Origin of the sequence: Pseudomonas panipatensis, from assembly GCF_900099785.1 — a bacterium.
In the GTDB taxonomy this organism is placed as follows: domain Bacteria; phylum Pseudomonadota; class Gammaproteobacteria; order Pseudomonadales; family Pseudomonadaceae; genus Pseudomonas; species Pseudomonas panipatensis.
Window position 1 is genome coordinate 96411 of the sequence record NZ_FNDS01000005.1, and the last position, 26687, is coordinate 123097.

Below are 26687 nucleotides of genomic sequence, written 5' to 3' on the forward strand. Positions count from 1 at the left end.
GGAGACTGCCTGCGCTCGGTGACTTCTTGCCTTCAAGCTAGACCGGTTGGCTGGCGCTTCCGCTGTTTTCCAGGGAGCCATCGCCACGCTTGTCCGCGATCGCGCCGGCCAGCGCATAGCTGGCCCTGCCGCTGCCCTTGACCTGATACAGCGCCTGGTCGGCCGCCTTGTACAGTTTGCTGAACTGTTGCGCGTGGTGTGGGTAGATGGCCACGCCGATGCTGGGCGTGATGCGCAGTTCCAGGCTGTCGAAGGAGACCGGATCGGCCAGCTCGCTGAGCAGGCGGGCGGCTATCTCGCGGGCGTGGCCTTCGGCGTCGGGGCCGGCGATCAGCGCGGCGAACTCATCCCCGCCCAGGCGTGCCACGCAGTCGTTGGCGCGCACGCACTGACGCAAGCGATGCCCGACGTTCTGCAACATGAAGTCGCCGACGTCGTGACCATGGGTGTCGTTGATCGGCTTGAAATGATCGAGGTCGATCAGCATCAGCGCCAGGGTTTCGCCGTTCCGCTGGGCATGGTTCAGCGCCTGTTCGGCATGCTCCACCAGGTAGCGGCGGTTGGGCAGCCCGGTCAAGGGGTCGTTGTGCGCGGCATGGCGCAACTGGGCCTCGCGTTCGCGCAGCAGTCGGTTGGCCTGAGTCAGTTCGGCGGTGCGCGCCGCCACCGCCTGGGCCAGGTCGATCTGGGCATTTTGCAGCAGCGTCATGCGCGCGCTCTTTTCCCGGTCGGCCTGCTCCAGCGCCAGGGAGTGCTCGCGCTTGAGTTCCTGGATGCGTGAGGTCAGGGCGAAGGAGAAGAGGATGGATTCCAGCGCCACCGAAACCGGGAACAGATAGGCCGTGGTCGGTGAGGGCTGCACCAGCCCCAGTGCGCGCATGACCGAGACGCTGACGCTAGATAGCACCAGGCCGAAGCCGAACAGGTAGAGCATCGCCGGGAAGGAGCCCTGGCGCCAGCGCGTGATGGCCGCGCCGAGCGCGGCCGAGATGCCGATTGGCGTGGTGATGGCCAGTATCCAACCGCCGGCGTAGCGCCATTGCAGGAAACTGAACAGGAAGGCGAAGCCGTAGAGCGCGCAGTTGAGGCTCAGCATGGCGTGCGCCCAGCGCACGTTCAGGCGGGTTTGCAGCAAGTTCTGGGTGAAGCGGGTGACGCACAGTCCCCAGAGCGCGGGCAGGCTGATCCGGTTCAGCCACCAGGGCACCGCGGCGCCTGGCCAGAGGTATTCGAAGCCGTGGCCGGTCATGCCCATGCTGAACAGCAAGGCGCAGCCGGTGGCGAGCACGTACCACAGGTAGGCGCGGTCGCGCAGGCTGAAGAGGATGAACAGGTTGTACAGCAGCAACGCGGCGATCAGCCCGTAGACGACCCCCAGGAAGAGGTTGGTCTGGCTGCGATGTTCTTGCAGGTCGTTCAGGGACCAGATGCGCAGGGGGAAGGAGTTGCCGGCGGGGTCGTAGCTGCGCAGGTACAGGCGCAGGGGGCCTTCGCCGTCCGGCAGATGGAACAGCGGACGACGGTAGGGGAGGTCGCGCCCGGCGGCGAAGGGCTGGCTCTCGCCGGAGCGGAGTTCGCGATAGCCGCCCTGGCCGTCGGGCAGGTACAGGCGCAGGTCGAGCAGATTGACCGCGTCCACTTCCAGCCACCAGCCGCCGGGGGGCATGGTGTGGCGTTCGAGATCCAGGCGCAGCCACCAGGGATTGGGGTTCTGGCCGACGCTAGTGCGCCCGGCCGCGGGTCGGAAGGCGGCGTCGCGTTCGCGGACCTGCTCCAGGTCGAGCCGGCCCTGCGGGTCTTCCAGCAGCTCCAGGCTATCGTTCAGGCCGCGCCCGCTGGACGTGCCGTCCAGTGGCAGCGGGGCCGCGCTGGGCGTGGACAATGGAAAAAGACATAACAGAATGACGAACAGCAGGTCACGCACGGCAGACACTCCCTGTGCCTGGTCGTTGCTGCCAGGCCTACTGATGCCGGTCGAGTATAGCCAGAGGCTATTTCGCCAGTGTGGAAATCGTGTGACGCGCGCGGGCCGGGGGTGTCAGGCGGCAGGAGATTCCCCAGCGCAGGAGTCGGAATTGCTCACTTTTTGTGCTATATTCCGCGCCCGCGTTTTCGCGCCCCTTTTCTTCGAGATTCCCGGTGTCCGTGATGCAAGCCGCCAAGCCGCTGTTCGACTATCCCAAGTTCTGGGCCGAGTGTTTCGGCCCGGCGCCGTTCCTGCCGATGAGTCGGGAAGAGATGGATCAGCTCGGCTGGGATTCCTGCGACATCATCATCGTCACCGGTGACGCCTACGTCGACCATCCGTCCTTCGGCATGGCCATCATCGGCCGCCTGCTGGAGGCCCAGGGCTTCCGCGTGGGGATCATCGCCCAGCCGGACTGGCAGTCGAAGGACGACTTCATGAAGCTGGGCAAGCCGAACCTGTTCTTCGGCGTCGCCGCCGGCAACATGGACTCGATGATCAACCGCTACACCGCCGACCGGAAGATCCGTTCCGACGACGCCTATACCCCGGGCGGGCTGGCCGGCAAACGCCCGGACCGCGCCAGCATGGTCTACAGCCAGCGTTGCCGCGAAGCCTACAAGGGCGTGCCGATCGTGCTCGGCGGCATCGAAGCCTCGCTGCGCCGCATCGCCCACTACGACTACTGGCAGGACAAGGTCCGCCATTCGATCCTGATGGACGCCAAGGCCGACATCCTGCTGTTCGGCAACGCCGAGCGCGCGGTGGTGGAAGTGGCGCATCGGCTGGCCGCCGGCGAGCCGATCGAGTCGATCAGCGATATCCGCGGCACCGCCTTCGTCCGCCGCGACACCCCGGAAGGTTGGTTCGAGCTGGACTCCACGCGGATCGACCGGCCGGGCAAGATCGACAAGATCATCAACCCCTATGTCAACACCCAGGACACCGCCGCCTGCGCCATCGAGCAGGAGAAAGGCCCGCAGGACGACGCCGACGAGGCCAAGGTGGTGCAACTGCTGCCGCACCCGCGCCTGGAGCGCGAGCGCACGGTGATCCGCCTGCCGTCCTACGAGAAGGTGAAGAGCGACCCGGTGCTCTATGCCCACGCCAACCGCGTGCTGCACCTGGAAACCAACCCGGGCAACGCCCGCGCGCTGGTGCAGCGCCACGGCGAGCAGGATGTGTGGTTCAACCCGCCGCCCATCCCGCTGACCACCGAGGAAATGGACTACGTCTTCGGCCTGCAGTACGCCCGCGTGCCGCACCCGGCCTATGGCAAGGAGAAAATCCCGGCCTACGAGATGATTCGCTTCTCGGTGAACATCATGCGTGGCTGCTTCGGCGGCTGCACCTTCTGCTCGATCACCGAGCACGAAGGGCGCATCATCCAGAACCGCTCGGAAGACTCGATCATCCGCGAGATCGAGGAAATCCGTGACAAGGTGCCGGGGTTCACCGGGGTCATCTCCGACCTCGGCGGGCCGACCGCCAACATGTACCGCATCGCCTGCAAGGACCCGGAAATCGAGCGTCACTGCCGCAAGCCGTCGTGCGTCTGGCCGGGCATCTGCGAGAACCTCAACACCGACCACTCCGCGCTGATCCAGCTCTATCGCCGCGCCCGCGACCTGAAGGGAGTGAAGAAGATCCTCATCGCCTCGGGCCTGCGCTACGACCTCGCGGTGGAGTCGCCGGAGTACGTCAAGGAACTGGTCACCCACCATGTCGGCGGCTACCTGAAGATCGCCCCGGAGCACACCGAGGAAGGGCCGCTGGGCAAGATGATGAAGCCCGGCATCGGTACCTACGATCGCTTCAAGAAGCTGTTCGAGAAGTTTTCCAAGGAGGCGGGCAAGGAGCAGTACCTGATCCCGTACTTCATCGCCGCGCACCCGGGCACCACCGACGAGGACATGATGAACCTCGCCCTGTGGCTCAAGCGCAACGGTTTCCGCGCCGACCAGGTGCAGGCCTTCTACCCGTCGCCGATGGCCACCGCCACGGCCATGTACCACTCGGGCAAGAACCCGCTGCGCAAGGTCACCTACAAGAGCGAAGGCGTGGATATCGTCAAGGGCGAGCGCCGCCGCCGCCTGCACAAGGCCTTCCTGCGCTACCACGACCCGAACAACTGGCCGATGCTGCGCGAGGCACTCAAGGAGATGGGCCGCGCCGACCTCATCGGCAGTGGCAAGCACCAGTTGATCCCGGCCTTCCAGCCGGCGGTGGATGGCAGCTACCAGAGCGCGCGGAAGAAGAACTCCACGCCGGGCGGCAGCAAGAAGACCGGCACGCCGCTGTTGACCCAGCACACCGGCCTGCCGCCGCGCGCCAGCGACGGCTCCAAGCCGTGGAACAAGGCCGAGCAAGACAAGGCCAGCGGCTACGCCAAGGGCAAGAAACGCACCACCAAGCGCCAGCCGAACATCCCGCGTTGAGTGGGCAGGTGGAGGGGCCGGGCCCTTCCACCGCGGTGCCTCTCCCGCTGCAACGGCGGGAGGCGGGCAGCTCAGATGCCGTGTTCGTGGAAGAAGCCGACGTAGGCCTTGTCGACCTTGAGGATGTGGTGAGTCAACCAGTCCTTGAGCAGGCCCAGGATCTTGTCGTCCACCGCCTCGCCGCTCTCGTGGCGTAGCAGCAAGTCCATCACCTGGCGGTTGAAGCGGTCATGCTCGGCGCGGTGCGCCTCGCTCTGTGGATAACCCAGGCGCTCGAACAGCGCTTCTTCGACGACGAAGTGGTTCATCGTGTATTCCACCAGGCGTTCGAGGATTTCGCCGATCGGCGGCGCCGTCTCATCCTCTTCGTGCAGGCTGTCGTACAGCGCATTGGTGAGGCTCACCAGCCAACGGTGTTGCTGGTCGATCTTGTCTATTCCGGTTATGAACTCATCGTTCCACGGCATGAAACTCATGCGCTGCCCTCCAGGCGGTTGAGCGATGAATCATCGTGCAGCCGGTGTTCGCGGAATTGATGCGTATCAACGATCGGTGGCGTTGCCCGCTGGGCTCAGCGACGTCGGGCCACGCAGGCGGGCCAGGACAGGGCCAGGCTGTCGCTGGCCGGTCGGCCGTGGCGCCCCATTTTCGTGCGCGAGTCCGCCCCGTGTGCAGGCCGGGCCCCGCGATGGTGCCCGCTGTCCAGGGGCGGCCCGTGCCACGGCCCTTGGCGGCTGGCACGGGACTTGCGCGGAACGGCTATCGCCCTGGCCCGCAGGAGGCCCGCCGTGTCGATCCATGTCGCGTTGCAGCACGTCACCCACTACCGCTACGACCGCGCCGTCAATCTCGGCCCGCAATTGGTCCGGCTGCGCCCGGCGCCGCACAGTCGCACGCGCATCCTCGGCTACTCGCTGAAAGTGCAGCCGGGCAAGCACTTCATCAATTGGCAGCAAGACCCGCAGGGCAATTACCTGGCGCGCCTGGTGTTCCCGGAGCAGACCCGCGAGCTGCGTATCGAGGTCGATCTGGTCGCGGAAATGGCGGTGTTCAACCCCTTCGACTTCTTCCTCGAACCCTATGCCGAGCGGATTCCTTTCGACTATGGCGCCGACGAGCAGCGTGAGCTGGCGCCTTACCTAGCGTGCCTGCCGGCGACGCCGCTGTTCGCCGCCTACCTTGCCGGCCTCGACCGCGAGCCGCGCCCCAGCGTGGATTACCTGGTCGAGCTGAACCAGCGCCTGGCCCGCGACGTGCGCTACCTGATCCGCCTGGAGCCGGGCGTGCAGACCCCGGAGCAGACCCTGCAACTGGCCTCCGGCTCCTGCCGCGACTCGGCCTGGCTGCTGGTGCAGTTGCTCCGCCACCTGGGCCTGGCGGCGCGCTTCGTCTCCGGCTACCTGATCCAGCTCACCGCCGACCAGAAGGCCCTCGACGGCCCCAGCGGCACCGAGGTGGACTTCACCGACCTGCACGCCTGGTGCGAGGTCTACCTGCCCGGCGCCGGCTGGATCGGCCTCGATCCCACCTCCGGGCTCTTCGCCGGCGAGGGGCACATTCCCCTGGCCTGCAGCCCGGAACCGTCCTCGGCGGCGCCGATCAGCGGTGCCGTCGATCCGTGCGATGTCGAATTCAGCCATGAGATGCGCGTCGAGCGGGTCTGGGAAGCGCCGCGGGTGACCAAGCCCTACAGCGATGAACAATGGCAGGCGATCCGCGACCTGGGCGCGCGCATCGACGCCGACCTGACGGCGCAGGACGTGCGCCTGACCATGGGCGGCGAGCCGACCTTCGTCGCCATCGACTATCCCGACGACCCCGAGTGGAACAGCGCCGCCCTCGGCCCGAACAAGCGCCGCCTGGCCGCTGAACTGTTCCATCGCCTGCGCCGGCACTATGCGCCCAAGGGCCTGGTGCACTTCGGCCAGGGCAAGTGGTACCCCGGCGAGCAACTGCCGCGCTGGTCGCTGAACTGCTTCTGGCGCCGCGACGGCGAGCCGGTCTGGAACAACCCGCTGCTCTACGCCGAGGAGGATCGCGGCTATGGCGCCGACGCCGCCCTGGCGGCGCGCTTCCTGCGGCGCCTGGCCGGGCGCCTGGGGCTGTCCGGCGACACCCAGTTCCCGGCCTATGAAGATGGCTTCTACTACCTCTGGCGCGAGCGCCGCCTGCCGGTCAACGTCACCCCGGAGGATGCCCGCCTGGCCGACCCGCTGGAGCGCGAGCGGCTGCGCCGGGTGTTCGAGCGCGGCCTTGGCGATGTGATCGGGCACGTCCTGCCCTTGGCGCGCAGCGCCGCCGGCGATGCCTGGGAGAGCGGCCGCTGGTTCCTGCGCGACGAGCACTGCCGGCTGATCCCCGGCGATTCGGCGCTTGGCTACCGCTTGCCGCTGGACTCGCAGCCGTGGGTCAGCGACGCCGACTTCCCCTACGTCAACCCGGCCGATCCGAGCCAGGCACAGGCGCCGTTGCGCCGCGCCGCGCAACTGCACCAGCAGGCGCGCCAGCGCACCCCGGGCGGCCCCGATGCCAGCCGCCCGCCGGCCATGCACCAGTCGGCCGCCTGGATCACCCGCACCGCGCTCTGCGCCGAGCCCCGCGACGGCCGCCTGTATCTGTTCATGCCGCCGCTGGCCGAGCTGGAGGCCTATCTGGAACTGGTCGCAGCCATCGAGGCCACTGCCGGTGAACTCGGCTGCCCGGTGCTGCTGGAGGGTTACGAGCCGCCGGCCGACCCGCGCCTGGTGAATTTCCGCGTCACCCCCGATCCGGGCGTGATCGAGGTGAACATCCATCCGGCGGCCAGTTGGGACGAACTGGTCGAGCGCACCGAGTTCCTCTACGAGGCGGCGCGGCAGTCGCGGCTGTCCAGCGAGAAGTTCATGGTCGATGGCCGCCACGTCGGCACCGGGGGCGGCAACCACTTCGTCCTCGGTGGCGCCACGCCCGGCGATTCGCCGTTCCTGCGCCGCCCGGACCTGCTGCGCAGCCTGCTCAGCTACTGGCACAACCACCCGTCGCTGTCCTACCTGTTCTCCGGCCTGTTCATCGGCCCGACATCGCAGGCGCCGCGGGTCGACGAGGCGCGCAACGACGCGCTCTACGAGCTGGAGATCGCCTTCGCGCAGATGCCCGAGCCCGGCGCCGCCTGTCCGCCTTGGCTGGTCGACCGGCTGCTGCGCAACCTGCTGGTGGATGTCACCGGCAATACCCACCGCGCGGAATTCTGCATCGACAAGCTGTATTCGCCGGACAGTGCCAGCGGGCGCCTTGGCCTGCTCGAACTGCGCGCCTTCGAGATGCCGCCGCACGCGCGCATGAGCCTGGCCCAGCAACTGTTGCTGCGTGGCCTGCTGGCGCGCTTCTGGGTCGAGCCCTATGCGCCGCCGAAGCTGGCGCGCTGGGGCACCGAGCTGCACGACCGATTCCTCCTGCCGCACTTCGTCGAGCAGGACTTCAGCGATGTCATTCACGAACTCAACGCCTTCGGCTATCCGTTGCGCAGCGACTGGTTCGCCCCGCACTTCGAGTTCCGCTTCCCGAAATATGGCGACTACGCGGTCAAGGGCATCGATCTGGAGCTGCGCCAGGCCCTGGAGCCCTGGCACGTGCTGGGCGAGGAGGGCGCCGTCGGCGGTACCGTGCGCTATGTCGATTCGTCGCTGGAGCGGGTGCAGTTGAAGGTTCGCGGCATGGCCCCCGACCGTTATGTGGTGACCTGCAATGGCCATCCGCTGCCGTTGCACCCCACCGGGCAGGTCGGCGAATTCGTCGCCGCCGTGCGCTATCGCGCCTGGCAACCGGCGTCCTGCCTGCAACCAACCATCGGCGTGCAGGCGCCACTGGTGTTCGACATCGTCGATACCTGGATGCAGCGTTCCCTCGGCGGCTGTCAGTACCACGTCAGCCACCCCGGCGGGCGCAACTACGAGAGTGTCCCTGTGAACGCCTACGAGGCCGAGAGCCGGCGCCTGGCGCGCTTCTTCCGGCATGGCCATACGCCGGGACGGCTGGCCGTGGAAATGCCGCGCGCCAGCGCCGAGCTGCCGATGACCCTGGACCTGCGGCGGACATGAGATCGTCCGCCCGCTAAAGTGATCCAGCTACCTTGCCTGCCGAGTCCCCGATGTCCGAGTTGCTCGCCCACTACCCGTTGACCGCCACGGCCTACCACGAACTCTTGGATGCCGCTGGCGGCGTGCGGCCGCACTGGCAGCGCCTGCTCCAGCAACTGGAGCGCAGCAGCGCCGCGCAACTGCGTCAGCGTCAGGCCCTGCTGGCGCGGCAGATCCAGGAAAACGGCGTAACCTACAACGTCTACGCCGACCCCAAGGGCGCCGACCGCCCCTGGGAGCTGGACCTGCTGCCGAACCTGCTGTCCGCCCCGGAGTGGGAGCAGATCGCCGCTGGCGTCGCGCAGCGCGCGCGCCTGCTCAACGCGGTACTCGCCGACCTCTATGGCGAGCAGCGTCTGCTCAGCGAGGGCTTGCTGCCCAGCGAACTGGTCTACGGGCATCCCAACTTCCTCTGGCCCAGCGTCGGCATCCAGCCGCCCGCCGGCATCTTCCTGCACAGCTACGCCGCCGACCTGGCGCGCGACGCCGATGGTCGCTGGCATCTGCTGGCCGACCGCACCCAGGCGCCCTCCGGCGCCGGGTACGCCCTGGAAAACCGGCAGATCGTCTCGCGCGCCTTGCCGGAGCTGTACCGCGAGCTGCGCGTGCAGTACCTGGCCGGTTATTTCCGCACCCTGCAGGAGACCCTCAGCCGGCTCGCTCCCAGCGAGGGGGAGACGCCGCTGGTGGTGTTGCTGACGCCGGGACGTTTCAACGAAACCTATTTCGAGCACCTCTACCTGGCGCGTCAGCTCGGCTTTCCGCTGGTCGAGGGGCATGACCTGACGGTGCGCGACGCCACCCTGTACCTGAAGACCCTGGGCGGCCTGAAGCGTGTCCATGCGGTGCTGCGCCGTCTCGACGACGACTTCTGCGATCCGCTGGAACTGCGAACCGACTCGGCCCTCGGCGTTCCCGGCCTGCTCGATGCCGTGCGTCGGGGCCGCGTGCTGGTGGCCAACGCCCTCGGCAGCGGCGTGCTGGAGTCGCCGGGATTGCTTGGCTTCCTGCCGGCGATCAGCCGGCGGCTGTTCGCCGAAGAGCTGACGCTGCCGGCCATCGACAGTGCCTGGTGCGGCCAGCCGCAGGTGTTGGCGCGGACCCTGGAGGATATGGCCGGCCTGGTGATCAAACCGGCCTTTCCCTCGCAGAGTTTCGAGCCGCTGTTCGCTCACGCCCTGGACCCGGCGGCCCGGGCCGAGCTGTGCCAGCGTTTGCGCGCGCAGCCCCACGCCTACGTCGCGCAGCGCCAGGCACAGCTATCCCAGGCGCCGATCTGGCAGGGGCGCGGCCCGCGTGGTGAATTGCAGTCGCGGGCCATCGGCATGCGTGTGTTCGCCGTGGCCAGCAGCGACGGCCGCTACTGGGTGATGCCCGGTGGCCTGACCCGGGTGGCTTCCGCGGCGGATGCCGAAGTGGTGTCGATGCAACGCGGCGGCGCGAGCAAGGACACCTGGGTGCTCGCCGACCGCCCCGTCAGCGGCGAGCCGCTGCGCCCGCGCAACATCGGCGCGCGCGAGCTGATCCGCCAGGACCCGTACCTGCCATCGCGGGTCGTGGAGAACCTGTTCTGGTTCGGCCGCTATGCGGAGCGTTGCGACGACAATGCGCGCCTGCTGCGCGTGGTGCTGTCGCGCTATGTCGATGCAGACGGCGACGAGCAGGCCCTGCGCAGCGCCCTCGAACTGGCCAGCGCCATCGGCCTGTTGCCGCCGGGCGAGGCGCCGCTGGAGCAACGCCTGCTCGACGCCTTGCTCGATGAGGACTGGCCGAACAGCCTGTGCGCCAACCTGCGGCGCCTGCACTGGGCGGCGGCGCAGGTGCGTGGGCGGCTGTCGCGGGAGAACTGGCTGGCCCTGCTCGATCTGCAGCGCGACGTGCAGGCGCTGGATGCGCGGCGCACCGACCTGGGCGAGGCACTGGACTTCCTCAACCGCTTGCTGATGTCGCTGGCGGCCCTGTCGGGGTTCGCCCTCGACGACATGACCCGCGACGATGGCTGGCGATTCCTCATGATCGGCCGGCGCATCGAGCGCATCCAGTTCTTCGCCGATGCCGTCGCCGGCTTCCTCGAAGGCGGCGCGGCCTGGGACGCGGGGGCGCTGGAGTGGTTGCTGGAGCTGGGCAACTGCACCATCACCTATCGCTCGCGCTACCTGGCCGGGCCGCAGTTGATCCCGGTGCTCGACCTGCTCCTGCTGCACGAGCAGAACCCGCATTCGCTGCATTTCCAGTTGTTGGCGCTGGAGCGCTCGCTGGAGCGCCTGCACCAGGAGTTCGCCGCTCCGCCCGAGCGGGAACTGGGGCAGATCGGCGCACGCCTGTTGGCCTTCGATTTCGCCACCCTGGAAAACCCGCTGTTCGGCAGCGCCGGGGTGGATGAGGTGCTCGCCGGCCTGGCCGGGCTGTTGCGCGAACTGGCGCGCGGCACCGGGCAACTTTCCGATCGCCTGGGCCTGCGCTATTTCGCCCATGTCGACGACATCAGCCAGCGCACGGTGTCCACCTGATGGCCGCCCCCGTCCGCGCCGACGCTGCGCTGCAAGGCGTCCGCTACCAGGTGTTCCACGACACCCACTACCGCTACTCGGCGCCGGTGTCGCTGTCGCAGCAACTGCTGCACCTGTGGCCGCGCGATTGTCCCTGGCAGCGTTGCCTGGGCCGCGAGCTGCTGATCGATCCGGCGCCCACCCGGCGCAGCGACGCTACCGACGCCTTCGGCAACCCGCTGACCCGGCTGGCTTTCGAGCGTCCCCACGAGGCACTGCAGGTGAATACCCGCCTGCTGGTCGAAGTGCTGCCGCGCGCGCCACTGCCGCTGGAGGCCTCGCCGCCCTGGGAGCAGGTGGTGGCGGCCCTGGCCTACAGCGCGCGGGCGCTCTCACCCGATGAGCTGGAGGCCTGCCGCTATCGGGTGGAATCGCCCTCTGTGCGCATCAAGCGGCAGTTCGCCGAGTTCGCCGCCGACTGCTTCCCCGCCGGGCGGCCGCTGCTCAGCGGCGGCGCGGCGCTGATGGAGAAAATCTTCCGCGAATTCGCCTTCGACGCCACGGCGACCCAGGTGGCGACACCGCTGATCGAGGTGCTGGAACGGCGCCGTGGGGTCTGCCAGGACTTCGCCCACCTGATGCTCGCCTGCCTGCGCTCCCAGGGACTGGCGGCGCGCTATGTCAGCGGCTACCTGCTGACCCGCCCGCCGCCCGGCCAACCGCGCCTGATCGGCGCCGATGCCTCGCACGCCTGGGTTTCGCTGTACTGCCCGCAGAATGGCTGGGTGGACTTCGACCCGACCAACAATATCCAGCCCAACCTGGAGCACATCACCCTGGCCTGGGGCCGCGACTTCACCGATGTCTCGCCCTTGCGCGGAGTGATCCTCGGCGGCGGCAGCCATGATCCGGACGTGCGGGTGACGGTGTTGCCGTCCTGGGAACTGGCCGTCTGAAAGCCCGCGCCGCGCCAGCCTGGGCGCGGCTTTTCTTCGGCTGGCGGGCAGGCCACGCATGGCGTGCTAGCTTTTCCTTGGTCATTTACTGAGCAATGGACGGGCAAGGCCATGGGTGACACCAACATCGTCAATGTGGGTACGGAGAAGTTCAACGAGGTCTGGGCGCTGATTTCGCAATACGCGCTGGCCTTCGGCATGAAGATCCTCGCCGCCATCGCCTTCTGGGTGGTCGGCCGCTGGCTGATCGGCCTGGCGGTGGGCATGGTCGAGAAGGCGCTGGGGCGACAGAGTGTCGATCCCACGGTGTTGCGCTATGTCGGCTCGTTCATCACCGTGACCCTGAACATCCTCTTGGTGATCGGCATCCTTGGCTACTTCGGCGTGCAAACCACCAGCCTGGCCGCGCTCATCGCCGCCGCCGGCGTGGCCATCGGCGTGGCCTGGTCGGGGCTGTTGGCCAACCTGGCCGCTGGCGGCTTCATCATCGTCCTGCGGCCGTTCAAGGTCGGCGACTTCATCTGCGTCGGCGGAGTGACCGGCACGGTCAAGGAGATCGGCCTGTTCGTCACCGCGATCAACACCCCGGACAACGTGCTGACCCTGGTGGGCAACAACAAGATCTTCGCCGACAACATCCAGAACTTCAGCTACAACCCGTACCGGCGCGTCGAACTCAAGGCGCAGCTCTCCGGCGCGGCTGATTACCAGGTGGCGGCGGCGCTGCTCAAGCAGCGCATCGCGCAGATTCCCAACGTGCTCGGCGAGCCGCCGGTGGAAGTGGAAATCCTCGAGTTCAACCTGGTCGGCCCGGTCCTGGCGGTGCGCCCCTATTGCCACAACGACAACTACTGGCAGGTCTACTTCGACACCAACCGCACCATCAAAGACGCCCTCGGCAGCGAGTTCCCGGTGCCCATGCCGGCGCAGACGGTGATCCTCAAGCAGCCCGGCCTCTGAGTCCAGGGGCATTCCCGGGGCCTCGCGCAGCCGTTGCGCGCGGCGCGGGCGAACGGCAAAGAAGCACGCTGTGGCGTGCTTCTTTCATTCCTGCTGATGAATCCCTAAGTAGCAGTGGGCGGCGCGATTGGCCTCTGCGCTGCCTTTTTTATCGTTAGGAATCTTCTTTCGGTTGTCGGTTTCTTCGCGTCTGCTCGCAAGAAAACGGGTCATGTCCTAAGGGACTCGTCTTACATCTTTGCCGCTCCCGCCACTGCACTCTGAGCGCATCGCCTGGCCGGCCTGGTTGCGCCGGGCTTCGTCAATGAGTCCGTGGAGGCCACCCATGCAGCGTGCGAATCCGTTCGGCTTCACCCTGATCGAGGTGCTGGTGAGCCTGCTGGTGATCAGCATCGGCGCGCTCGGCATGCTCACCTTGCAAGGCCAGGCGCTGCGCTACACCCGCGAGGCCAGCCTGCGCGGCAGCGCGGTCATGCTGGCCGACGATCTGCTGGAAATGATGCGGAGCAACCGTGAGGCACTCCTCGACGCCTCCGCATCGAGCGATCTGGCCGGCTACGTCAAGGCGGCCGGCGGCGTATTTCCCGAAGTCGGCGGCGTGTCGTGCGCCCGACGCGACCGCAGCGGCGGCGGGCCGGCCGTGGCGGCTGCGGACCTGTACTGCTGGCGGCAGAAGGTCAGCCGGTTGTTGCCGGTCACGCCGGCGATTCTCACCGAGGCTTTCGAGGTCTGCCGCAGCCGCGTCGCCGACCGCTGCGCCAGCGACAACAGCGGTGCCGCGGTGATGATCCGCCTGGCCTGGGCGGATAGCCCCGGCGGTCTCTGCGCCGATGGCATCTGCCGCTACGCGCTGCGCGCGGAGCTGTGACATGCCAGCCCAGCGTATCCGACAGCGCGGTCTGTCCCTGGTGGAGCTGCTGGTGGCCTTGGTGCTGAGCAGCATCCTGATCCTCGGCGTGAGCCAGATGTTTCTCGACCACAGGCGCAACTACCTGTTTCAGCAGGGCCAGCTGGCCAACCAGGAGAACGCGCGCTTCGCCGCCCGCTTCATCGAGCAGTTGGCGGTCCGCGCCGGCTACCGGGCGCGCCCCGAGGCGCAGGGTCGAGAGGAAGCCTTCCCGGCGTTGCCCGCGCGCAGCGGCTGCCCGGCCTTTGCCGCCGGGGAAACCCTGAAACTCATCGAGAGCGGCGCCAGGGCCAGTCTCTGCGTGCGTTACCAGCGCGGCTTCGAGGTGCAGGAAGCCGACTGCGAGGGCAACCCGCTGGCCTTTTCCAACGAGCCGCTGAATGTCCTCGCCCGGCTCAGTCTCGACCGCGCCAGCGGGCGCATCGGCTGTGCCTCGATCGTGGAGGGCGGCGTGGCCGACAGCGCTGGCAGCAGCGTACTGGACGGTCTGCTCGACTTCAGTGTGCAGCCCTTGCCCGGCAAGAACGCCAAGGTCCAGGCGCTGAGCATCGCCCTGCTGTTCGCCAGCGAGCGCGGTCAGCGCGACGGCGTCGTCAGCGACGTACCGCAGCACTGGCGGGCGCTCACCGGGCGCAACCCCACGCTGGGCGCCAACGATTCGCGGTTGTTCCACATCAGTCAGGCCAGCGTGGCCTTGCGCAGTCTCAGCCTATGAACGCTTATCGAACCTTGTCGGCGCAGCGCGGCGCGGTGCTGCCGGTGACCATGGTCATGCTCCTGCTGCTGACTCTGCTGGCCGTCACCGGTATGCGCGGCAGCCGCATGGAAAACCGTCTCTCCGGCGATCGCGCGGAGATGCGGCGCGTGTTCAACGCCGCCGAATCCGCCTTGCGCGAGGTCGAGCAGCGCCTGGCCCGCCTGAGCGGCGCGGAGGACGGCCGGGCGGCGGCCTGCATGCCGGGCGACAGTCTTTGCGTACTGCTCGGCGAGCGGGTCCGCGAGGTTCGCGAGGGCCGCGTGCACTGGTGCTGGAGCGCGGCGCCGGATGCCTGGTGGGCCGATCCGCAGAACGCCATCGATTACCGCGGCTCGGATGGTGTCACTCGCTTTGTTCCGGCGCCGCGCGAGCACGCTGTGGTCGTCGGCGAGGATGGCGGCGGGGTGAACCTGAGCAACCTCGGCGATCCCGCCATTCGCACCCACTACTACCAGGTGAACGCCTACGCGCGGGGCGGAAGCGGTGGTGCGCCAGTGATCCTGCAGTCGGTCTATGCCCGCCGCCACTCGAACTGAGGCCATCGATGAAGTCTTCATTCCCCGTGAATTGTTGTGTCCTGGCTGCCGGCCTCTTCATCGCCGAGAACGAGGCTGCGCGCGCCGCGCAATTGAACATGGCGCAGCAGCCGCTGATCCTCAGCCCGTCGCTCGCGCCGAACCTGATCCTCACGCTGGACAGCTCGAACAGCATGAAGCGGGCTTTCGTTCCCGATGCCTTGGGCTACGCCGACGACGCCCTGCGCGATACACGCCGGGTGAAGGCGGCGAGCTTCAACCCGCTGTATTACGACCCGGCCATCCATTACCGGGTGCCGAAGCGCATCCTGTTTCGCAATGGCGAGCTGCTCAGCAGCGATTACCCGGTCAGCGCCGGCGAGGGCTTCGATTTCACCCGGGTCTACGTCAACGGCTTCAACAGCGCGCGCGGCACCCTGGATCTGAGCAGCGACTACCGGGTGGCCTGGGAATACGATCCAGCCCGCGGCCAGGACCGCGACTACGACGCGGCCAGCCGCTACGCCCGGCCGATGGGCAGCCTGCGGTATCTGGCGGAAAATCCCGCCGCCGACTTCCGTGGGGGTGGCTGGCACGACATGACCCGCGCCGGCGTCGCGGCCTATTACTATCTCTACGATCCCGCGCTGGCGGCGGGCTGCACGGCGCAGAACGACGACTGCTATCGACTGGTGACGGTCTCCGAGAATTCCGACCCCGGCGGTGGCGACGAGCGGCAGAACTTCGCCATCTGGTACGCCTTCTACCGCAATCGCGCCCTGGCCATGCAGAGCGCGGCCAATCTCGCCTTCAGCGGCCTGCCGGAGTCCATACGCTTCACCTGGCAGGACCTGCATCGCTGTGGCGAGCTCGACAGCGCCGGCGCGTGCAACGGCAACGCCCAGCGGGGCGGCAACCTGTTCCGCCGCTTCTCCGCCGAGCAGCGCGCGAACTTCTTCGCCTGGCTGGGCGATCTCGCCTACACGGGGGACAGCCCTTTGCCTGCGGCACTGGAGCGTGCCGGCCGCTTCATCAGCGGCGAGCGCAGTCCGGCCTATGACCTCGAACCCGGCGCCACACGCGAGCCGAGATACGCCTGCCGCCCCAGCTTCCACCTGATGATGAGCGATGGCCTGTGGAACGCCGGCGGCGCGTCGCTCGGCAATCTGGACGGCAGCGCCTTGAGCCTGCCGGACCGCACGCGCTACCAGCCGCGCCCGCCATTTCGCGATGCGGCCGATGGCACCCTCGCCGATCTGGCCTTTCAGTACTGGGCGAGCGATGCCCAGCCGGCCCTGGCCGACAGGCTGAAACCGCATATCCGCGCGCCGCAAGCCGATGCCGGCCGGCAGTACTGGGACCCGCGCAACGATCCGGCGACTTGGCAGCACCTGGTGACCTTCACCGTGGGCATGGCTCCCGGCCGTTCACTGGTGCAGCCGCAGTGGGGAGGCGGCACTTTCTCCGGGCCCGGCTACGCGGCGCTGGCGTCGGGGGACGTCGCCTGGCCCGAGGCTGCCGCGGGCCGCCCGGACAACGTCTATGACCTGTGGCATGCGGCGCTCAACGGGCGTGGCGAATTCTTCAGCGTCGTCGATCCGCAGCAATTGGCCGAAGCCCTGGCCGGGCTGCTGTCGCGCATTGCCAGCAGCCGGGCGTCCGCCAGCCGCCCGGCACTGCAGTTCGTGCCATCCGACGCGCGCGGGGAGCGCTACCGCTACGTCGCCTCCTTCTCCAGCCAGGACTGGAGCGGCGACCTGAGCAAGTACCGCCAGGGCGCGTCGTCTGAGCCCCAGGAACGGCTGTGGAGCGCCACGGCGCTGCTCGACGAACGCCGTGAGTCCCGGCGCATCCTGATGCGGGGCGCCGATGGCGCGTTGATCGACCTGGCCTGGAGTAACCTGAGCGCCGCGCAACGGGTTGCATTCAACCGCCGCCTGGACGGTACGCTCGACGGCTGGGGCAAGCGCCGGCTGGACTACCTGCGCGGTGCGCGGGCTGACGAGGGCACGCTGTTTCGCCCGCGCGCCGGGCTGCTTGGCGATATCGTCAACTCCTCGCCCTTGCTGGTCGCGGCGCCCGCGCGCGGGGCGCAACTCCTGGACCGGTTGGAAAGTCCGCACAAAGGCGGGTTGAGCGCCAGCGAGCGCTCCTACAGCGAGTTCAAGGCGGCGCGGGCGCATCGGCCGGCGATGATTTACGTCGGCGCCAACGACGGCATGCTGCATGCCTTTGATGCGGCCAGCGGCGAGGAGGTCTTCGCGTTCGTCCCGAGCGCGCTGCTCGCCGAGCTTTACCGACTCGCCGATCCGGGCTACGGCGCCGCCCGGCACCGCTACTTCGTCGACGGGCCGCTGGTCAGCGAGGACGTCTTCTTCGACGGCGACTGGCACACGGTGCTGGTCGGCAGCCTCGGTGCCGGTGGCCGCGGGCTGTTCGCCCTGGATATCAGTGCGCCGGCCAGTCCCTCCTTGCTCTGGGAGATCGATGCCGGTGGCGACTACGCCGACCTCGGCTACGGCCTGCCGCGGCCGGTCATCGTGCGTCTGCACAATGGCCGCTGGGCGCTGCTGGCCGCCAATGGCTACGACAGCCAGCGGGATGTCGCCGCGCTGCTGATCATCGATATCGCCGACGGCCGCTTGATCAAGTCGATTCCGCTCGCCGAGCGCCAGCCTGGCGCCAACGGCCTGTCCAGCCCCCGGGCGGTGGACATCGATGGCGACGGCATTGTCGACTACGCCTACGCGGGCGACCTGCGCGGTCACCTCTGGCGTTTCGACCTGTTCAATGGCACGTCCGAGCAGCCCTTCGGCGGCGCCAATAGCGCGACAGCCGAGGACTTCCGCGTTGCCTTCGGTGGCCGCCCACTGTTCGTCGCCAGGGCCGATGATGGTGCGCTACAGCCGATCACTAGTGCGCCCTGGCTGATTCGCCATCCGACCGGCAATGGCCTGCTGGCGCTGTTCGGCACGGGCAAATATTTCGAGCCCGCCGATGCCCAGCTCGATGCGGCCCGGCGCATGAGCCTCTACGGCATCTGGGACCCGCACACGGCGGGCGTGACGACCCTGGCGCCGCCGCCCATCGAGCGCGACGACCTGCAACGGCAGACGCTCGTCGAGGCGCGCAGCGATGGTCGCGCGGCGCGCACGCTGAGCGGGCGTCCGCCGCTCTGGTATGACGGCAGCGGCCCGAATGCCAGGATCAGGCACTACGGCTGGTATGTGGATCTGCCAGGACAGGGTGAGCGGATCGTCGCCGATCCCGTCGGCAGTGGCCGGCTGCTGCTGGTCAGCACCCTGACGCCGAATGCCGATCCCTGCGCCGATGGCCTGAACAGCTGGCTGCTGGCGCTCAACCCGAGCACCGGTGGCGCACCGCAGCAGGACGCGCTGGACCGCAACCGCGATGGCCTGATCGACGAACGGGACCGTGTCGAGCGCGAGCGGGTCGTCGCTGTCGAGTTTCCTTCCGCTCCCGCTGGCTTCGCCATCGGCTTCGAGGGCGAGAGTGGCCTGGGCGTGGTCTCTGGCGCCGAGGAAAGCCTGCGCTTCTTCGATGGCATTCGCCCGGGCCGGCAGAGCTGGCGTGTCATGGAGAACGGAGAATGAACCGTGCGCCGCGCCGCCATGGCGGCTTTTCCCTGCTGGAAATGCTGATCGTGCTGGTGATCGTCGGCATCTTCGCCAGCATTGCCTACCCTGCGTATCAGCACTACGTGCAACGGGCCAGCCGTGCCGAAGGGCAGGCCATGCTGTACGAGACGGCGGCCCGCCAGGAGCGGCATTTCGCGCAGAACCACCGTTATGTGGTCGGCAACGATGAACTGGCCCGCTTGGGCCTGAGCGGGGTCTCGGCGACCGGCAAGTACCGTCTGACGATCCGCCCGGGCAGCGCCGGCGATGGCGGCTTCCTGCTCACCGCCACGCCGCAGCGCCCCGACCCGCGCTGCGGAGACCTGACGCTCAATGCACTGGGCGAGCGAGGGCCGGGCGGCGCGGTGGCGGAGTGCTGGCGCTAGCGTGCGCCCTTGCGCGCGCCGCTCAGGTCGGCGTGCGATCCACCCATTTCGGCGCGGCCAGCGGCTTCCAGGCGTCGAGGGCGTCGAGCAACTGCGCCGGGGTGGCGGCGCGTTGCAGCATCTCGCGGTGTTGCGGGCGCACGAAGCGCTCCTGTACCAGGTGATCGAGGAAATTCAGCAACGGATCGTAGAAACCGTTCACTTCCAGCAAGCCCAGCGGTTTGGCGTGGTAGCCGAGCTGGCCCCAGGTCCAGACCTCGAACAGTTCCTCCAGGGTGCCGAGGCCGCCGGGCAGGGCGATGAAGGCGTCGCTCAGTTCGGCCATGCGTGCCTTGCGTGCGTGCATGCCGTCGACCACCTCCAGGCGGCTCAGGCCCGTGTGGCCGATCTCGGCGTCTTTCAGGCTCTGCGGGATGATGCCGATGACTTCGCCGCCGGCGGCCAGCGCCGCGTCGGCGACCAGGCCCATCAGGCCGACCGCGCCGCCCCCGTAGACCAGGCGCAGGCCGCGCTCGGCGAGGTGGCGGCCGAGGGCTTCGGCCGCGTCACGGTAGATGGGGCTGGCACCGGGGCTGGCGCCGCAGAATACGCAGACGGAACGCAGGGTCATCGAGGGAACTCCGTATCGGACAGCGGGCCCACAGGGTAACGGCTGCGGCGGAACGCACCAAGCCTGGCGCGCGCTCAGCCCGCCGCGCCGGGGCAGGCGCCGCTGGCGCCTTGGGCATAGCTGGCGAGCAGGTCTTGCAGCAGCAGGGAAAGGTTCATGGCGCTGTTCTCCGGTAGCGGCGGGGGCGGTCTATGCTGGAGGGGGCGCGCTGTTTTGCCTCGTTGAATGTTCGGATCAGCCTGATAGAAATCCGACGTGCTATGACGATGGCGCCACCGGCGCCGATTGACGTGGATCAGGAGCCCCTGCCCGAGGTTCGGGCAGGCTCCGGATGTGGATTTCCTGCCCAACCTGCCTTGGAGGCTCGTATGTTTTCCAAACTCGCTGCTGTAACCCTGCTCGGCCTGATCAGTGCCCCCTTGTTGGCCGCTGAGTGCTCCGTGGATGTCCAGGGCAACGACCAGATGCAGTTCAGCACCAATGCGATCAGCGTCGACAAGAGCTGCAAGACCTTCACCGTCAACCTGTCGCACCCCGGCTCGCTGGCGAAGAACGTCATGGGCCACAACTGGGTGCTGACCACCGCTGCCGACATGCAGGGCGTCATCACCGATGGCATGGCCGCCGGCCTGGACAAGAACTACCTGAAAGAAGGCGATGCCCGAGTGATTGCCCACACCAAGATCATTGGCGCTGGCGAAAGTGACTCGGTGAGCTTCGACGTGTCCAAGCTCAAGGCGGGCGAGCAGTACATGTTCTTCTGCAGCTTCCCGGGACACGCGGCGATGATGAAGGGCACTCTCGAACTCAAGTAGGGTCGGCGTGTTCCAGAAGAGCCCGGCTTGCTGCCGGGCTTTTTCGTTCTACCTTTTCCCAAGGGTACGGCTGCCGGTATGGTGGCGTGACCGGGAAAGCAGAGGGGCGGTGCATGTATCACGGGGAACGTTTCAATGCCTGGACGCATCTGGTCGGCGCCGTGCTGGCGCTGGTCGGTAGCATCTGGCTGCTGGTGGCGACCAGCCTGGTCGGGGAAACGCTGAAGATCATCAGCGTCGCTGTCTACGGATCGACGCTGCTGCTGCTCTACAGCATATCCACCGCGTACCACAGCGTGCGAGGGCGGGCCAAGGCGATCATGCGCAAGCTCGATCACCTGTCGATCTACCTCTTGATCGCCGGCAGCTATACGCCGTTCTGCCTGGTGTCCCTGAAGGGCGCCTGGGGCTGGACGCTGTTCGGCATCGTCTGGAGCATGGCGGTGATCGGCATGGCCCAGGAGATCAAGCCGCGCTCCGAGGCGCGGGTGCTGTCCATCGTCATCTACGCGGTGATGGGCTGGATCGTACTGATTGCCGTGGGGCCGCTGTACCGCGCCCTGGGCGGGGCCGGTTTCAGTTGGCTGGTGGGCGGCGGCGCCTTCTATACCATCGGCATCATCTTCTTCGCCTACGACAGCCGCTTCCGCCATTGGCACGGCATCTGGCACCTGTTCGTCATCGCCGGCAGCCTGCTGCACTTCATCGCCGTGTGGTTCTACGTCATTCCGGCGCCTTTGGCGTAGCGCAGCCAACGCCGACGGCGGCATCCGCTTCATGCCGTGCGGCAGCTCACCTGGCGCGCGAATTCCAGTCACGCGCCAGGCATCCCCACCATCGCTGTCGCCGGCGGGGGCCGGACTCAGGGCACCTTCGGCAATTCGCGCTTGTGCCGGGTCTTCTCGAAGGTGCGCTGGATAATGGCGAAGGCTTCCTCGCTCACCGGCTTGCCATGCAGGAAGGCATCGATCTCCTGGTAGGTGACGCCATGGGCGTGCTCGTCCGGCTTGCCCGGAGCGAGGTCTTCGAGGTCGGCGGTGGGGACTTTCTCGACCAGGTTTTCCGGCGCGCCGAGGGTGCGCGCGATGGTCCGCACCTGGTTCTTCACCAGGCCGGTCAGCGGGGCGATGTCGCAGGCGCCGTCACCGAACTTGGTGAAGAAGCCCATCACCGCCTCGGCGCTGTGGTCGGTGCCGACCACCAGGCCCTGGCGGGCATTGGCGATGGTGTACTGGGCGACCATGCGCATGCGCGCCTTGGTGTTGCCCAGGGCGAAGTCGGCGGTGGCCGGCGGCAGGCCGTCGAGGGCGCGGGTCTGTTCGGCCAGGGCCTGGACCGCCGGGCCGATGTTCACTGTGTGACGTTCATCCGGGGCGATGCAGTCCACCGAGGCCTGGGCGTCGGCCTCGTCGCCCTGCACGTTGTACGGCAGGCGCACGGCGATGAAGCGGTAGTCGGGGTTGCCGGTCTCGGCACGCAGGCCTTCGACGGCGCGCTGGCAGAGCATGCCGGCGGTCAGCGAGTCGACGCCGCCGCTGATGCCCAGCACCAGGGTCTTCATGCCGGATTCGCGCAGGCAATCCTGGATGAAACGGATGCGCCGCTGGATTTCCGCCTGTACCTGCTCCGGCCCCTCGAAGGGCGGTTGCACGTTCAGCTCGCTGGCGATGGCGTCTTGGATGGCTTTCATGGGGTCCTCGAATCATCTGGGGGAAGGTCGGCGCCTGCCGGACGCGAAAAAAATACCAGTCTCGGGCGCGCCGGGTCGATGCAAATTTCTCTCCCGCGCCGCCGCTTCAGTCCTGCCCGAGGCGTTCGCCGATCCATTCGACGAAGGCGCGTACCTTGGGGACGGCCGCGGCGTGCTCGGGGTAGGCCAGGTAATAGCCGCTGCTGCTCGGCAAGGCATGCGGCCAGGCGATCACCAGCTTGCCTTCCTGCAGCTCTTCCTCGACCAGGAAGCGTGGCAACAGTGCCACGCCACAGCCGGCCTGGGCCGCGCGGATGCACATATAGAAGGTGTCGAAGCGCGGCCCGTGGAAGCTCTGTTCGCTGCGCCGGTCGAGGCTGGCGAACCATTCATGCCAGGCCTCCGGGCGGGTGGCGTTCTGCAGCAGCACCAGGTCAACCAGTTGCAGCGGGTCGCTCAGTGGCTGCGCGGGCAGAATGTCCGGCGCGCACACCGGTACCACCTCTTCGCCGAACAGGCGCAGGCACTCGGCGCCGGGCAGGGTGCCGGGGCCGAAGAAGAACGCGATGTCGCAGCGCGATTGCAGCAGATCGACCGGTTCCAGTTCCTGGCGCAGGTCCAGGTGAATGTTCGGATGGCGGTGGCGCCAGCCGTTGAGCTGCGGGATCAGCCAGCGCGCGCCGAAGGTCGGCGGGGTGGCCACGCGCAGCACCTCGGTCTCGCCGCCGTAGGACAGCAGGTACTGGGTGGACAGCTCGACCTGGGCGAGGATCTTGCGCACTTCCTGCAGGTACAGGTCGCCCGCCGGGGTCAGTTGGAGGCGCCGGCGAACGCGGCGGAACAGCAGGTGCTGGAGCATTTCCTCGAGCTGGGCGACCTGCTTGCTCACCGCGCTCTGGGTCAGGTTCAGCTCCTCCGAGGCGCGGGTGAAGCTCAGGTGGCGGGCCACGGCTTCGAAGCACTGTAGGGCGGTCATGGAGGGCAGGTGGCGTTTGTTCAGCATCGCGGTTTCGATCCGAAGAGCCCTGTACAGGGTTCGCATGAATTTACGGAATGATGTGCATAGGAAACGTCGTTTGTTGCTCGCCGGCAAGCCGGTTATTACTGCTTGCATTCCAAGGGCTTAACCGCATCAAACAGGAGTGCGCATGATTTCCTCTCTGCTCGGCAAGCTGGGCGTCGATTCCCAGCTCTACGGTAACGGCGAACACGTCATCCACAGCCCCATCGACGGCAGCCGCCTGGGCGCGGTGCGCCTGGAAAGCGCCGCCGAGGTGGAGCAGAAGATCGGCCGCGCGGCGAGCGCCTTCGAGGCCTGGCGCGCGGTGCCGGCGCCGCGCCGTGGCGAGCTGGTGCGGTTGTTCGGCGAAGAGCTGCGGGCGTTCAAGGCCGAGCTGGGCGAACTGGTGTCCTGGGAGGCCGGCAAGATCACCCAGGAAGGCCTCGGCGAAGTGCAGGAAATGATCGACATCTGCGACTTCGCCGTCGGCCTCTCGCGTCAACTCTACGGCCTGACCATCGCCTCCGAGCGCCCCGGCCACCATATGCGTGAGACCTGGCAGCCGCTGGGCGTGGTAGGGGTGATCAGCGCCTTCAACTTCCCGGTCGCCGTGTGGTCGTGGAACACCGCCCTGGCGCTGGTCTGCGGCAACCCGGTGGTGTGGAAGCCGTCGGAAAAGACGCCGCTCACCGCACTGGCCTGCCAGGCCCTGTTCGAGCGCGCCCTGGCACGTTTCGGCGACGCCCCGGCACACCTCAGCCAGGTGGTGATCGGTGATCGCGCCGCTGGCGAGGCCCTGGTCGACGATCCGCGCGTGGCCCTGGTCAGCGCCACCGGCAGCACCCGCATGGGCCGCGAAGTCGGTCCGCGCGTGGCGGCGCGCTTCGCCCGCAGCATCCTCGAACTGGGCGGCAACAACGCCATGATCCTGGCCCCCAGCGCCGACCTGGACATGGCCGTGCGCGCCATCCTGTTCAGCGCCGTCGGCACCGCCGGGCAGCGCTGCACCACCCTGCGCCGGCTGATCGCCCACGAGTCGGTGAAGGATGAAATCGTCGCGCGTCTCAAGGCCGCCTACTCGAAGGTGCGCATCGGCCATCCGCTGCAAGGCAATCTGGTCGGCCCGCTGATCGACGAGCGCAGCTTCCTGGCCATGCAGGGCGCCCTGGAGCAGGCCCGTGGCGAAGGCGGCGTGGTGTTCGGCGGCGAGCGTCAGTTGCAGCGCGAATTCCCCAACGCCTATTACGTCTCTCCGGCCATCGTCGAGATGCCCGAGCAGAGCGAGGTGGTGCGCCATGAAACCTTCGCGCCCATTCTCTACGTGATTCCCTACCGCGAGTTCGACGAGGCCGTGGCGCTGAACAATGCCGTGCCGCAAGGCCTGTCGTCCTGCGTGTTCACCACCGATGTGCGCGAGGCCGAGCGCTTCATGTCGGCGCTGGGCAGCGACTGCGGTATCGCCAACGTTAACATCGGCCCGAGCGGCGCAGAGATCGGCGGCGCCTTCGGCGGCGAGAAGGAAACCGGCGGTGGCCGCGAGTCCGGCTCGGATGCCTGGAAGGCCTATATGCGGCGGCAGACCAATACCGTGAACTACTCGCGCGAGTTGCCGCTGGCGCAAGGGATAGTGTTCGATTGATCGAGCGTGCCGAGCGGGTTCCCGCGCCAGCGGGAGCCCCTCGGGCCGCCGTCGCGGCACCCCGAAGAACAAGAACATTCACCCTTTCGTAGGATGGGTCGAGCGCAGCGACACCCATCGCCGGCCGCTCCGGCACTGCCATTCACAAGATTCACGCATAAGGATCGCTGGATGTCGCTTCGCCAAGAATGTCTGTGGGAATACCTGACCCCCGAGCGGCCCCAGGCGCCGTCGTTGCAAGGGGAACGCAAGGTCGACGTGTGCGTCATCGGCGCCGGCTTCACCGGGCTCTCCGCGGCCCTCCACCTGCTCCAGGAAAACCAGCGCGTCTGCGTGCTGGAGGCCCATGCCACCGGGCATGGCGGCTCCGGGCGCAACGTCGGCCTGGTCAACGCGGGCCTGTGGATTCCGCCGGACGAGATCGAGGCCGGACTCGGCGCGGAGGTCGGCGGACGCCTCAACCGCATGCTCGGTGCGGCGCCATCGCTGGTCTTCTCGCTGATCGACAGCCACGGCATCGCGTGCCAGGCGCGCCGCGAAGGCACCCTGCACATGGCGCACAACCAGCGCGGCCTGGATGACCTGCGCAGCCGCTGCGCGCAATGGCAGCGGCGTGGCGCACCAGTTGAACTGCTCACCGGCGCGGCTTGCGCCGAGGCCTGCGGCACCGAGAAGATCGCCGGGGCCTTGCTCGATCGGCGTGCCGGCACCCTCAACCCCATGGCCTACGTCAGTGGCCTGGCGCGGGCGGTCGTGGGCCTGGGCGGCGAGCTTTACCACCAGTCGGCGGTCACCGGCCTGCAGCGCGAAGGCGATGCCTGGCGGGTGCTCACCGCCGCCGGCAGCGTGCTGGCGCAGAAGGTGGTGATCGCTTCCAGCGCCTATACCGAGGGCGAGTGGACGCAACTGCGCCGCACCTTCTTCCCCGGTTACTACTATCAGGTCGCCTCGCGCCCGCTGGAGGGCGCCGAGGCCGCGCGCATCCTGCCCGGCGGGCAGGGCTCCTGGGACACCCGCCAGGTGCTCAGCAGCATCCGCCGCGACGCCGACGGGCGCCTGTTGCTCGGCAGCCTGGGCAAGGGCACCGGCAAGCCGGCCTGGTTCCTCAAGAGCTGGGCCGATCGCGTTCAGCAGCATTACTTCCCGCGCCTGGGCAAGCTGGAGTGGGAGTTCACCTGGACCGGCTGCATCGACTTCACCCCCGATCACCTGATGCGCCTCTTCGAGCCGGCGCCCGGCCTGCTCGCCATGAGCGGCTACAACGGCCGTGGCGTGACCACTGGCACCGTGGTCGGCAAGGCCTTCGCCGATTTCCTGTTGCGTGGCGAGGCGTCCGCGCTGCCCATGCCGCTGCGGCCGATGGAGGAGATCTCCGCCGTGGGGCTGCGCAGTTGCCTCTATGAAGCGGGTTTTTCCCTGTACCACGCCGGGCAATGCCTGCGGGTGGTGATCTGAGGGCGCGGGCCGTTCGCCCACACGTCGGGCGGCGGTGAGCTCGCGGACTTTGGTCTAGCCTGTTTTGGTGCGTTACCCCAAGTGTCTCGCACCGTGGGTGTGCAGAACGGTGACAGTGATGGTTACCTTGGGGTTGCGCCTGTTGCTGCCGGTAAGCGTCGGCCCTCAGGAGGATCGGTTGCGCCTTTTCTTTTGGAGGGTTGCACCTTTTGTTTTCGATGGGTTGCACGTCTCCGCAGCTGATTTCTCCCAGCCTTGGCTGGTTTTGCTGTAGGACTTTGCTAATAACAAAAACGAATGGCACGCGGCTTGCTGTTGGTAATTCGCCAACATCTGTTGTTCGAGCGTCAT

The 26687-nt window shown here is 67.8% G+C and carries 20 protein-coding genes; 14 read left to right on the forward strand and 6 right to left on the reverse strand.

The features are described from left to right. Positions 1 to 37 precede the first annotated feature (37 nt). Positions 38 to 1924: a diguanylate cyclase gene (locus BLQ74_RS13005; protein ID WP_280139861.1), complete on the reverse strand. Its 1887-nt coding sequence runs from the start codon at positions 1922 to 1924 to the stop codon at positions 38 to 40. A gap of 224 nt (positions 1925 to 2148) precedes the next feature. Here BLQ74_RS13005 and BLQ74_RS13010 point away from each other — a divergent pair, with 224 nt between their 5' ends. Continuing rightward, positions 2149 to 4404: a YgiQ family radical SAM protein gene (locus BLQ74_RS13010; protein ID WP_090262997.1), complete on the forward strand. Its 2256-nt coding sequence runs from the start codon at positions 2149 to 2151 to the stop codon at positions 4402 to 4404. 71 nt (positions 4405 to 4475) lie between these two features. On the opposite strand, the gene BLQ74_RS13015 is transcribed toward BLQ74_RS13010, so the two are convergent. Further along, positions 4476 to 4880 (reverse strand): bacteriohemerythrin, encoded by a 405-nt coding sequence (locus BLQ74_RS13015; protein ID WP_090262998.1) that lies wholly within the window; start codon positions 4878 to 4880, stop codon positions 4476 to 4478. Between the two features lie 312 nt (positions 4881 to 5192). Here BLQ74_RS13015 and BLQ74_RS13020 point away from each other — a divergent pair, with 312 nt between their 5' ends. From BLQ74_RS13020 to BLQ74_RS13035, 4 genes are all read left to right on the forward strand, one after another. Continuing rightward, positions 5193 to 8480, forward strand: a complete 3288-nt coding sequence (locus BLQ74_RS13020; protein ID WP_090262999.1) for a transglutaminase family protein — start codon at positions 5193 to 5195, stop codon at positions 8478 to 8480. A 50-nt stretch (positions 8481 to 8530) separates the two neighbouring features. After that, positions 8531 to 11029: a circularly permuted type 2 ATP-grasp protein gene (locus BLQ74_RS13025; RefSeq protein ID WP_090263000.1), complete on the forward strand. Its 2499-nt coding sequence runs from the start codon at positions 8531 to 8533 to the stop codon at positions 11027 to 11029. Continuing rightward, on the forward strand, positions 11029 to 11964 hold the full coding sequence (locus BLQ74_RS13030) for a transglutaminase family protein (RefSeq protein ID WP_090263001.1): 936 nt from the start codon (positions 11029 to 11031) through the stop codon (positions 11962 to 11964). Before BLQ74_RS13025 ends, BLQ74_RS13030 begins: the two co-directional genes overlap by 1 nt. 111 nt (positions 11965 to 12075) lie before the next feature. Continuing rightward, positions 12076 to 12924 (forward strand): mechanosensitive ion channel family protein, encoded by an 849-nt coding sequence (locus tag BLQ74_RS13035; RefSeq protein WP_090263002.1) that lies wholly within the window; start codon positions 12076 to 12078, stop codon positions 12922 to 12924. Between the two features lie 84 nt (positions 12925 to 13008). Here BLQ74_RS13035 and BLQ74_RS27935 read toward each other — a convergent pair whose 3' ends face one another. Beyond that, a complete protein-coding gene (locus BLQ74_RS27935; protein WP_280139863.1) occupies positions 13009 to 13137 on the reverse strand; it encodes a hypothetical protein in 129 nt (42 codons plus the stop codon). A 112-nt stretch (positions 13138 to 13249) separates the two neighbouring features. On the opposite strand from BLQ74_RS27935, the gene pilV reads away from it, so the two are divergent. From pilV to BLQ74_RS13060, 5 genes are read left to right on the forward strand one after another with little or no spacing between them, the layout of a single operon-like run. Beyond that, positions 13250 to 13792 carry a type IV pilus modification protein PilV gene (gene pilV / locus BLQ74_RS13040; RefSeq protein WP_170842800.1) on the forward strand — a complete coding sequence of 181 codons (543 nt, stop codon included), beginning with the start codon at positions 13250 to 13252 and terminating at the stop codon, positions 13790 to 13792. Position 13793: 1 nt separating this feature from the next. Further along, on the forward strand, positions 13794 to 14546 hold the full coding sequence (locus BLQ74_RS13045; protein WP_170842801.1) for a prepilin-type N-terminal cleavage/methylation domain-containing protein: 753 nt from the start codon (positions 13794 to 13796) through the stop codon (positions 14544 to 14546). Then, positions 14543 to 15124 (forward strand): pilus assembly PilX family protein, encoded by a 582-nt coding sequence (locus tag BLQ74_RS13050; protein ID WP_090263005.1) that lies wholly within the window; start codon positions 14543 to 14545, stop codon positions 15122 to 15124. The genes BLQ74_RS13045 and BLQ74_RS13050 overlap by 4 nt, the downstream gene beginning before the upstream one ends. An 8-nt stretch (positions 15125 to 15132) precedes the next feature. Further along, positions 15133 to 18717, forward strand: coding sequence for a pilus assembly protein (locus BLQ74_RS13055; RefSeq protein ID WP_090263006.1), 3585 nt, complete (start codon positions 15133 to 15135; stop codon positions 18715 to 18717). After that, on the forward strand, positions 18714 to 19127 hold the full coding sequence (locus BLQ74_RS13060) for a type IV pilin protein (protein ID WP_090263008.1): 414 nt from the start codon (positions 18714 to 18716) through the stop codon (positions 19125 to 19127). The genes BLQ74_RS13055 and BLQ74_RS13060 overlap by 4 nt, the downstream gene beginning before the upstream one ends. 22 nt (positions 19128 to 19149) lie before the next feature. Here the strand turns inward: BLQ74_RS13060 and BLQ74_RS13065 are convergent, their stop codons facing one another. Beyond that, a complete protein-coding gene (locus BLQ74_RS13065; protein WP_090263009.1) occupies positions 19150 to 19737 on the reverse strand; it encodes a cytokinin riboside 5'-monophosphate phosphoribohydrolase in 588 nt (195 codons plus the stop codon). A gap of 368 nt (positions 19738 to 20105) precedes the next feature. On the opposite strand from BLQ74_RS13065, the gene azu reads away from it, so the two are divergent. Continuing rightward, the gene (gene azu, locus BLQ74_RS13070) at positions 20106 to 20552 is read left to right on the forward strand and encodes an azurin (protein ID WP_090263010.1); all 447 of its coding nucleotides are present in this window, start codon (positions 20106 to 20108) and stop codon (positions 20550 to 20552) included. Between the two features lie 113 nt (positions 20553 to 20665). Beyond that, positions 20666 to 21298, forward strand: a complete 633-nt coding sequence (gene trhA, locus BLQ74_RS13075) for a PAQR family membrane homeostasis protein TrhA (RefSeq protein WP_090263012.1) — start codon at positions 20666 to 20668, stop codon at positions 21296 to 21298. Positions 21299 to 21414: 116 nt separating this feature from the next. Here the strand turns inward: trhA and nadE are convergent, their stop codons facing one another. Together nadE and BLQ74_RS13085 are read right to left on the reverse strand one after the other, a co-directional pair. After that, positions 21415 to 22242: an ammonia-dependent NAD(+) synthetase gene (nadE, locus tag BLQ74_RS13080; RefSeq protein WP_090263013.1), complete on the reverse strand. Its 828-nt coding sequence runs from the start codon at positions 22240 to 22242 to the stop codon at positions 21415 to 21417. A gap of 106 nt (positions 22243 to 22348) precedes the next feature. Next, complete coding sequence (locus BLQ74_RS13085) at positions 22349 to 23245, reverse strand: LysR substrate-binding domain-containing protein (RefSeq protein ID WP_090263014.1); 897 nt, start codon at positions 23243 to 23245, stop codon at positions 22349 to 22351. A gap of 145 nt (positions 23246 to 23390) precedes the next feature. Here BLQ74_RS13085 and amaB point away from each other — a divergent pair, with 145 nt between their 5' ends. Further along, on the forward strand, positions 23391 to 24881 hold the full coding sequence (gene amaB, locus BLQ74_RS13090; protein ID WP_090263015.1) for an L-piperidine-6-carboxylate dehydrogenase: 1491 nt from the start codon (positions 23391 to 23393) through the stop codon (positions 24879 to 24881). A 171-nt stretch (positions 24882 to 25052) separates the two neighbouring features. Continuing rightward, positions 25053 to 26336 (forward strand): L-pipecolate oxidase, encoded by a 1284-nt coding sequence (gene amaA, locus BLQ74_RS13095; protein WP_090263016.1) that lies wholly within the window; start codon positions 25053 to 25055, stop codon positions 26334 to 26336. Positions 26337 to 26687 lie beyond the last annotated feature (351 nt).